We start from the raw sequence: 9,823 nt of genomic DNA on the forward strand, positions 1-9,823 counted from the left end.
CCAGCCGATAAAAATGAAGACCAATTCTGTTTACCAGTTACGCCAGCGGCGTCTGGCGCAATCCACCCGTGTTTTCCGTGCCCGGGGATGCCGTGTAGTCCGTTGTAATTACTGCTTATTACCCGAAAAAAACTGTCTGTGTGACACCATACAGACCCGGGATGCGCGCAGTCAGTTCTGCCTGCTGATGTATGATACCGAACCGCTCAAACCCAGCAATACCGGGAAGCTTATCGCCGATGTCCTGCCGGACACACAGGCTTTTCTCTGGTCGCGTACCGAACCGGACGAGGCCCTGCTCGCGCTGCTGAAAGATGACACCCGCCAGCCGTACCTGATTTTCCCGCAGGCGTATGCCACTCCGCCGCGTCAGGTGTTCAGTGATGTGCCGGAAAATACAAAGCCGCCGCTGTTTATTCTGCTCGACGGCACCTGGCCGGAAGCACGCAAAATGTTCCGTAAAAGTCCGTATCTCGATAACATCCCGCTGCTCTCCATCAACGATCTGGCGCAGAAAGATTATCTGCTGCGGGTTGCGGCGCGGGAAGATCAGCACTGTACCGCCGAAGTGGCCGCTGCGGCACTGATGATGGCGGGTGATACCGCGGCCGGAAAACAGCTTCTGGATCACTTCACCTGCTTCCGCCGTCAGTATTTGAAGGGTAAGTCACATCTTCCGGTGGCACAAATCAGAGCAGAGGAGCTGCTTTTAGGCTAAATTAAAGCACACGGGAATCCGGTCTGAGGAGAACACCATGAGTCAGCGCGGCCTTGAAGCATTACTCCGGCCTCAATCCATTGCGGTTATCGGTGCATCCGAAAAGCCCAACCGGGCGGGTTCCCGGATGATGAGCAATCTGCTCAGCGGCGGTTTTGCCGGACCGGTTCTGCCGGTCACGCCGTCACGCCGCTCAGTGCAGGGGGTCCTGGCGTATCCGTCTGTTGCTGATCTGCCGCTGGTACCGGATCTGGCCATTATCTGCACCCATCCCAAACGTAATATTGCCCTGCTGAATGAACTCGGTGAACTCGGCTGCCGCGCGGTGATTATTCTCTCCGCCCCGGCGTCACAGACTGCTGAACTGAAACAGACCTGTCAGCACTATAATATCCGCCTGCTCGGCCCGAACAGCCTGGGGTTGCTTGCGCCCTGGCAGGGGCTGAATGCCAGTTTTTCCCCGGTACCGGTGCTCAAAGGCAAACTGGCGTTTATTTCCCAGTCCGCCGCCGTTTCCAACACCATTCTGGACTGGGCACAACAGCGGGAAACCGGTTTTTCCTACTTTATCGCACTCGGCAGCAGCGCGGATATTGATATCGACGATATGCTCGATTTCCTGGCCCGCGACAGCAAAACCAGCGCCATTCTGCTCTATCTCGAACATATTCATGATGCGCGTCGCTTTATGTCAGCCGCCCGCAGTGCCTCCCGCAATAAACCGATCCTGGTGGTCAAAAGTGGCCGCACGCAGCGCACACAGTTACTGGTCGGTGAAACGCCGAGCCTGGATATTGCCTATGACGCAGCAATCCAGCGCGCCGGTCTGCTGCGGGTGCAGGATACCCACGAGATGTTTTCCGCCGTGGAAACCCTGACCTTTATGAAGCCGCTGCGCGGTGAACGTCTCGCCATTATGAGCAACGGCGCGGCACCGGCAGCAATGGCGCTGGACGAACTGTTCCGCCGCCGGGGAAAAATTGCCGGTCTCAGCGATGAGAGCAGCGCTGCACTCGCGGCAGTATTGCCGGATGATTTTGTGATCAATAATCCGCTGGATCTGCGCGATGACGCCACGGTGGATCGCTATATCGCCACCCTGAATATTCTGCTCGGCAGCCACGATCATGATGCCCTGCTGATCCTCCACTCCCCGAGTGCGATTGCACCGGGCAAAGAAACCGCCGCCCGGATTATTGCCGCGATCGCGCAGCATCCGCGCAGCCGCTGGCTGACAATTTTCACCAACTGGAGCGGGGAATACTCCTCACAGGAAGCCCGCCGCCTGTTCGGCGAGGCGGGGATCCCCACTTACCGCACACCGGAAGGTGCTGTGACCGCTTTTATGCATATGGTGGAATTCCGCCGCAACCAGAAACAGCTGGCGGAAACCCCTGCTCTGTCCGAAGGGCTGACTGCCAACCGGCAGCAGGCTCATCACTGCATCGACAGCGCCCTGCGCCGTCAGCACACCGTGCTGGATACCTATGAGGTTGAGCCGGTACTGGATGCTTACGGGCTGAACATTCTGCCGACCTGGATTGCCCATTCTGCGGATGATGCCGTTACCATTGCCGGAACGCTGGGTTACCCGGTGGCACTGAAACTGCGCTCACCGGATATCGCACATAAATCCGATGTGCAGGGCGTGATGCTTTATCTGCGGGATAAACAGGAAGTCGCCACCTCAGCAGCCGCAATTATTGACCGGGTGACACAAAACTTCCCCGATGCACAGATAGACGGGCTGATTGTGCAGTCGATGGCGAACCGCGCCGGGGCACAGGAACTGCGGATTGCCGTGACCCAGGATGCGGTTTTCGGCCCGGTGATTATGCTGGGAGATGCCAGCCGCCCGTGGGATGATGAATCCCCCGCCGCCGTTGCCCTGCCGCCGCTCAATATGGCCCTTGCCCGTTATCTGGTGATTCACGCCATTAAGAATAACAAACTGGCAGCCGGCAGCGCCCTGAATCCGCTGGATATTGCGGGTCTGAGCCGGGTGCTGGTACAGGTGTCCAACCTGATAATTGACTGCCCGCAGGTGGTGACGCTCGATTTACACCCGCTGCTCGCCTCCGGTACGGAATTTACTGTCCTGGATGCCACCATGACTCTGGCACCGGCGGCCGGTGACGGCCGTCAGCGTCTGGCTATCCGCCCGTATCCGGCAGAACTGGAGGAGAATTTTCAGTTAAAAGACGGCGCGGTTGTGCATGTCCGCCCTATCCTGCCGGAAGACGAACCCCTGCTGAAAGCCTTTATTGACCGCGTGACCAAAGAAGACCTTTATTACCGTTATTTCAGTGAGATCAGTGAATTTACCCATGACGACCTGGCAAAAATGACCCAGATTGATTATGACCGCGAAATGGCCTTTGTGGCAGTGGACAGCGGCGGTCAGATTATCGGGGTTGCCCGTGCGATGTCGGATCCGGATAACCGGGAAGCGGAATTTGCGGTGCTGGTGCGGTCAGATATGAAAGGCAATACCCTGGGTTATCAGCTGATGTGCAAACTGCTCGCCTACACAAAATCACGCGGCATCCTCCTGCTGACCGCCATCACCATGCCGGAGAACCGCAATATGATCCAACTGGCGAAAAAGCTCGGGTTTACCGTCGAAACGCAGTTTGAGGATGGTATCGTCAACCTGACACTTCACCTGAATTCCGAAATTGCGGCAGTGCAATAGTCAAAAACGGACAACGTGATATATGACACAGACTTAACCGTCACTTAAGCAGAAAGTGAATTGCTGCGCACAATCAGACAAACTGGTGATATAATCCTTTGATCTGTTCATCTTTTCATTACCGGCCGGTACCTGTTTATTTCGTAACCGCCGCCTATAACTAAAGAGATAATTCGCACTGTGATGTTGTCAAAATTCAAATCCGCGAAACACCAACAGCACCTTGCACAACTGCCGAAGTTAGCACAGTCTGCGGATGATGTTGAAACGCTGTTCCATACCCGCGACTTTAAAGGCCGTCTGCTGGCAGAAATCGCCGGTGCAAAGAAAACCGTTTATATTTCTGCGTTATATATTGAGCACGATGATGCGGGCCGGGATTTCCTTGACGCGCTGTATGCCGCCAAAAAAGCCAATCCGGAACTGGATATCAAAGTCTTTGTTGACTGGCACCGCGCACAGCGCGGGCGTATCGGTGCAGAAGCGAATGCCACCAATGCCGACTGGTATCACTCCGTCGCGGCATCTCACCCTGACCTGCTTATCCCTATCTTCGGTGTGCCGGTAAATACCCGCGAAGCGCTGGGTGTTCTGCATCTGAAAGGTTTTATTATTGACGATACCGTTATTTACAGCGGTGCCAGCGTCAATAATGTCTATCTGTATCAGCATGATAAATACCGTTATGACCGCTACCACTTCCTGCGTAATCCGGAACTGGCGGCGGCAATGAAACTGTTTATTGATGAAATGCTGCTGCCGGAACCGGCGGTACAGAAACTCGATACCGAAACCCGCGTGAAAACGCCGGAGATCAAAAACCTGATCCGCGATTTCCGCCTGAAACTGCGCCATGCCGCATACCACTTCACCCCGCAGGCACTGCCTGATGATCAGCTGGCCGTGACGCCGCTGATTGGTCTCGGGAAAAAGAACATGCTCAATAACACCATTGAGCACCTGATGTGTTCCGCACAGGAAAAAGTGGTTATCTGCACGCCGTATTTCAATCTGCCGTCAACACTGGTGCGCATTATCAGCCGCCTGCTGCGGGACGGGAAACAGGTGGAAATCATTATCGGCGATAAAACCGCCAATGATTTCTATATTCCGCCGGAAGAGCCGTTCAAAATTATCGGCGGGCTGCCTTATCTGTATGAAATCAATCTGCGCCGCTTTATGCAGCGTCTGCAGCGGTTCTCCGACAGTGAGCAACTGACCATCCGCCTGTGGAAAGATGACGACAACACCTATCACCTGAAAGGGATGTGGGTGGACAATCAGTGGCAGCTGATCACCGGTAATAACCTGAACCCGCGCGCCTGGGGCCTGGATCTGGAAAATGCGATCCTTATCCGTGACCCGAAACAGGAGCTGCACGCACAGCGTCAGGAAGAGCTGGCCAATATCCGCACCAACACAACCATTATCCGCAGCTATACTGAGCTGGATAATATCCGTGACTATCCGGTCAAGATCAAAAAACTGCTGCGCCGTCTGCGCCGCGTCCGTCTTGATCGCCTGATAAGCCGGATCCTCTGATATAAACCTCCCGGCACCCGCCGGGATTTTTTTATCTGTTTCCCGGAGAATGAGTATGCCCGTTACATTACGTACCTGCATGACAGTGTCTTTCTGCCTGCTGCTGAGTTCCGGCTGTTCGATGCACCTTGCTAATGACAGCTGGACCGGACGGGATAAAGCCCAGCATTTCGCCTTTTCAGCTGCAACCGCAATTGCCGCTAATGCTTATGGCGATCACCAGAACTGGCAGCACCGGCACAGTGCACAATTCGGTATCGGTTTTTCTGTTGCGCTGGGAGCCGCGAAAGAGTTTTATGACAGCCGCCCGAGCGGTACCGGCTGGAGTGTGAAAGATTTCGTCTGGGATATCGCCGGCGCCGTTGCCGGTTACAGTGTGTACCAATCGCTGAAATAAAAATCCGGTGACCGGGCAGTGTAAATTTTGTGAGCAACATCACATGCAAAAAATGATTCATTCCGGTTAATTTTCCGCAATGGCATCAGACCCGGTAATTTAAATATTTAATAACCTTTCGATTTAAATAGTGCTATTTCTCCTTATTCCTTATTCCTTATTCCTTATTCCTTATTTAAACAACATAGCTTTAAATTAATATTATGTAAAATAAACCGGAATGAAAATGGCATTTTCATTATTAATTTGATAATAACTACAACCCAAAATCCGGATAAGTAAGGATGAAAATAATATGTCTAAGTGCAAATACCCATAGTAAAAATAAAATAAGAACATATTCAGACCATTAGATACCCGCAATAGGAACCCCCTTATTTCCTGCGTAGTAAACACCCTATAATTACCTGATAACAATAGGTATTAGGATCTTTTCCCATTCACCTTTATTCCGAACACAGGCCACTATTATGAAATTTAAACTTTCGCAAATTACCGTATTGGTAGTTAGTGCGCTTTCCGTATCTGCGGGAGTGGCGGCTACAGACATTGATATCGTTGGTAACAAAACATCCGGTGGTAACGGATATTATCAGACGGAGTTTACCGGGGGATCCCTGGTAAATACGCCTGTTGAATACACCGGTTCAATCAAAGACAGTAATGCAACATCTGTTTTTGTCGGAAATGCGCCATATAGACCAAATAACTGATCAGAATAATATTGACCACTATTATCACAGCTACAGTTATTACTATTCTCCTATCAATGTAAAAAATATGGAGATCGTTAACTCTGACGCCAGTATCAACGGACAGGCCGATAACCTTAACGTCAGCGGAAAATCCGTTGTTAAAATAACCGGCGCTGATGCCTATGCAAGATATCGCTGTGCCTCTCTGCCTCATATTCCCACATCAGGACTCAATGAATCATTCGGTGATAATACAAACCACAAACAAGCTGAAATCACGCTGAGTACATCCAATGGTACATACAGCGATAACTCAGAACAGGTTCTGGATGGCTCCACGATGGACAAAACAGAACTCGTTGGTGCTGCGACAATTACCACCAGAGGAACACTGGTTGATGACAGCCGCCTGAATCCGGCGGATCACGGTGAATATTTGGTGTCTGAAGGCGATACCTTCACAGGTAATGCCACCCAGACTGTTAATGACAAATCACTGTCCCGTAACGGTACATTTACCGGCGCCAGCCAGCAGTATCTGAACGGTGACAATGACTCCCGCAAAGCCATTGCACTTGATTCCACCTTTACCGGTGATAAAACGACAGGTCAGAGAGCCGGACAAACTGTCAATAATCACGGCCTGGCCATTGATTCCAAATTTGACTACGCCGATCAGACTATCAACACCGGTGGCGTTGCCAAAGGTAACACAATCAAAGATGGTGATCAGGTTGTCAAAGGTACGGCAGAAAAAACCAATATCACTAATGGTAATCAGACCATTGGTGCCGGCGGCAAAGCCACCACAAACAGTATCGATAATACCACCGGCACACACGGCTATCAGGCAGTCAGCGGCACAGCAACTGACAACACACTGAAAAATGCCGATCAGATCATTGAAAAAACCGGCGTTACCGTTAAAAATGTTATCGATAATGCCGGTGCTGAGCACGGTATCCAGGTTGTACGCGGTAAAGCGGAAGATAACACCCTGAGCAACACTGACCAGCGTGTTGAAAAAGACGGTATCGCCTCCGTTAAGAATGACATTACCGACGGCAACCAGTTTGTGGATGGTTTTGCAGAAAATAATACCATCACTAACAAAGCCACTAACCGCGGTAAGCAGGTTGTCGGCAAAAACGGTACTGCCGGTATTAAAAATGACATTACCAACGGCAGTCAGTATGTGGATGGTCTTGCAGAAAACAATACCATCACCAACAAAGCGGATAAACGTGGCGAGCAGGTTATCAGCGGTACCGCCAACAATAACAAACTGACCAATACCAATCAGATTGTTAAGAAAGGCGGCCTGGCCACCGATAACACCCAGACCGGCAATTCTCACTTAACCGTTGAAAATGGCGGTGAAGCGAAAAATAACACCCTCAACGGTGATATCGATATGATTGTTGAGGCCAATGGTAAAGCGACCGGCAAAACTACTTTTAACGGCAAAAACCATCTGCATCTGTATGCGGCCACCACCAATGGTGCGTATGTGGAAGATCTTGCTCTGAGCCAGACCAAAGGCAAAAGCTCCGTCACCGTTTATGAAGGCACTCAGGAACACGATGCCGTCACTATCGGTACCTTAAACGGTAAAGCAGCGGTGAATTTTGACCACCGGACCAATCCGGCAGGCCATACTCAGATGAATATCAATAATCTGGGTAACAATGATCCGGCGCAGTATGATAACACCACGTTAGATTTCACCATGAACAGCAATATCCTCAATGGTAATTCTGACTTTATCAATACTGATAATGCTTATGGTCAGCACTATGTCACCATCATTGAGCGGGGCACCGGTAAAGAAGCCGTTCTGAATCGCCCTCAGTCTGCTGATTTCGCATATGTGAAAAACGTGGCCGGTGACAGCAATGCGGTCTTTGGTATGAAGGATGCGGACGGCAAAATCCTCAACCTGATGGATGCCGGTACTTACATTCATAATATTCAGACCCGTACCGGTGCCGATAATGACACCACATGGTCATTCACTGCAACCGATCGCCTGACACCAAGTGCCCGTGCGGTACTCGCACTGCCCAGTGCGCCGCAGCTGATGTACAACAACGAAGTTGATCATCTGCGTGCACGTCTGCATATGCTGCGTACCAGCGACAGTATTGAGAACGGTCTCTGGATGCAGGGTATCGGCAGCAATACCAAAGTGGATAAGGATCAGATTCAGTACAAACTCAGACACGCCGGTCTGGAACTGGGTGCGGATTATCAGTTAGCGTTAAACAGTGACAGCAAACTGGTTCTGGGTGGTTTCACCGGATTTGATAAAGGTGATGTCAAAAATGACCGGGCAGGTACCAGTGATATCGACAGCTATACCTTCGGTGCCTATGCCACTTATCTGAACAGCAACGGCTGGTATGCGGATGCATTACTGAAATATAACCACTTTGATAATAAACTGAAGACAACATCCACTAACGGTTATGATGTCAGCAGCGACAATTACTCCACCTCTGTCTGGGGGATGGCGCTGGAAACCGGTTATACCTTTGCCTTCAGTAATCAGATCTTTATCACACCTTACGGACAGTTAGCGTATAACCGTATGGGCAGTAAAGATATCACCCTGAATAATGGTATGGATGCGGCAATCAAGAGCCAGACTTCATTTACCAGCGAACTGGGTGTCAATGCCGGTAAAGACTTCAGCTTTGATAACGGCCTGGTGTTCTCTCCGTATGTGAAAGCGGCGTGGAATCATCAGTATGAAGACGGTAACGAAGTTGAATTTAACCGTTACAACACCATTAACCTGGATTTATCCGGCAGTACCGGTAAATTCGGTGCCGGTTTCAATGCCCGCTATAACAACGTGAATATGTTCATGGAATTACAGCACATTGCCGGTGATGCAGTTTATTCACCAATCAACGGACAGATTGGTATCCGTTATAACTTCTGATCCATGATCAGAGGCTAAAAATCTGCGTTACAGTTAATTCAGGCCATTTAAAGACCCGATGGCCGGAACAGAAAGGGTTTCATGTTTATCATGAAACCCTTTTCTATAGATCTTTCACCCGCTCCTGAATGATTAACCTCACTGTTCTGCCACCTTCTGTTGCCAGTACGAAAGATTCCGGTAATATTTCCGGCTCTTTGATGGGCAGTCAGTTGTCCGGATATACGTCACGTCACCATATCTGATCGGGTAGTGTTACTGCGGACTGACGCGTAAGGTGATGTCTGTCACCCGGTCATCTTCATCCGAAGTCTCTTTCCATGACTGATGTTATGCAGTTCCTGTACCTGACTGCGTAATATAGCCCGTCAGCCATCCGACTTGTCAGGACCGTTTTTCCGGTATTTGCAACTGCAGCGATGAGCCCCGACCCCGGCAAAGTGTGACCACAGGATAATGCGTTCTGAGTTTCCCGGTTACCCGGAATTGTTCAGAAAGTCTGCATCAGGCACGCAGTGGCTTTTTTAATATTTCATTTTTGTCGCACAGTGCCCTAAAGAAGCAAAATCAGCCTGTCTTATAGCTTAAAAAAGCACGTAGCTCGTGTCCGGAAAGGAGAGAATTTAGATTGTATTCGAGGGATTCGGAACATTTCAGGAGAATGACAGCGATATATATAAGGTGTGATTTCTCACCATTGACTCATTATGATCTATTCAGGTGCAGAGTATTACCTGTAGTTAAACCCGAAATTACCGACTGTTAATTTTTCATCCGGTAAATGACCACACATTTCGCCATTTTTCTTTTCACCCAAACGCAAAAAAGC

General features: G+C 50.4%; 6 protein-coding genes and 1 pseudogene. 6 read left to right on the forward strand and 1 reads right to left on the reverse strand.

Annotated features, from left to right (window positions below):
* Nucleotides 1-13 precede the first annotated feature (13 nt).
* The 6 genes from HMPREF3119_RS17305 (at nucleotide 14) to HMPREF3119_RS17325 (ending at nucleotide 8,994) form a co-directional block, all read left to right on the forward strand.
* Nucleotides 14-718, forward strand: coding sequence for a tRNA-uridine aminocarboxypropyltransferase (locus HMPREF3119_RS17305; protein WP_032099097.1), 705 nt, complete (start codon nucleotides 14-16; stop codon nucleotides 716-718).
* A gap of 37 nt (nucleotides 719-755) precedes the next feature.
* On the forward strand, nucleotides 756-3,413 hold the full coding sequence (locus HMPREF3119_RS17310; protein WP_064483343.1) for a bifunctional acetate--CoA ligase family protein/GNAT family N-acetyltransferase: 2,658 nt from the start codon (nucleotides 756-758) through the stop codon (nucleotides 3,411-3,413).
* Between the two features lie 183 nt (nucleotides 3,414-3,596).
* Nucleotides 3,597-4,955 (forward strand): CDP-diacylglycerol--serine O-phosphatidyltransferase, encoded by a 1,359-nt coding sequence (gene pssA / locus HMPREF3119_RS17315; protein WP_004235560.1) that lies wholly within the window; start codon nucleotides 3,597-3,599, stop codon nucleotides 4,953-4,955.
* A 55-nt stretch (nucleotides 4,956-5,010) separates the two neighbouring features.
* Complete coding sequence (locus HMPREF3119_RS17320; RefSeq protein WP_371327758.1) at nucleotides 5,011-5,352, forward strand: YfiM family lipoprotein; 342 nt, start codon at nucleotides 5,011-5,013, stop codon at nucleotides 5,350-5,352.
* Nucleotides 5,353-5,822: 470 nt separating this feature from the next.
* A complete protein-coding gene (locus HMPREF3119_RS19210) occupies nucleotides 5,823-6,065 on the forward strand; it encodes a hypothetical protein (protein WP_138184188.1) in 243 nt (80 codons plus the stop codon).
* A gap of 67 nt (nucleotides 6,066-6,132) precedes the next feature.
* The gene (locus HMPREF3119_RS17325; RefSeq protein WP_168162295.1) at nucleotides 6,133-8,994 is read left to right on the forward strand and encodes an autotransporter outer membrane beta-barrel domain-containing protein; all 2,862 of its coding nucleotides are present in this window, start codon (nucleotides 6,133-6,135) and stop codon (nucleotides 8,992-8,994) included.
* A 371-nt stretch (nucleotides 8,995-9,365) separates the two neighbouring features.
* On the opposite strand, the pseudogene HMPREF3119_RS19915 reads toward HMPREF3119_RS17325, so the two are convergent.
* Nucleotides 9,366-9,495: pseudogene (locus HMPREF3119_RS19915) on the reverse strand (IS3 family transposase); the annotation flags it as partial.
* Nucleotides 9,496-9,823 lie beyond the last annotated feature (328 nt).

Source organism: Morganella sp. HMSC11D09 (genome assembly GCF_001807955.1).
Taxonomy (GTDB): Bacteria; Pseudomonadota; Gammaproteobacteria; order Enterobacterales; family Enterobacteriaceae; genus Morganella; species Morganella morganii.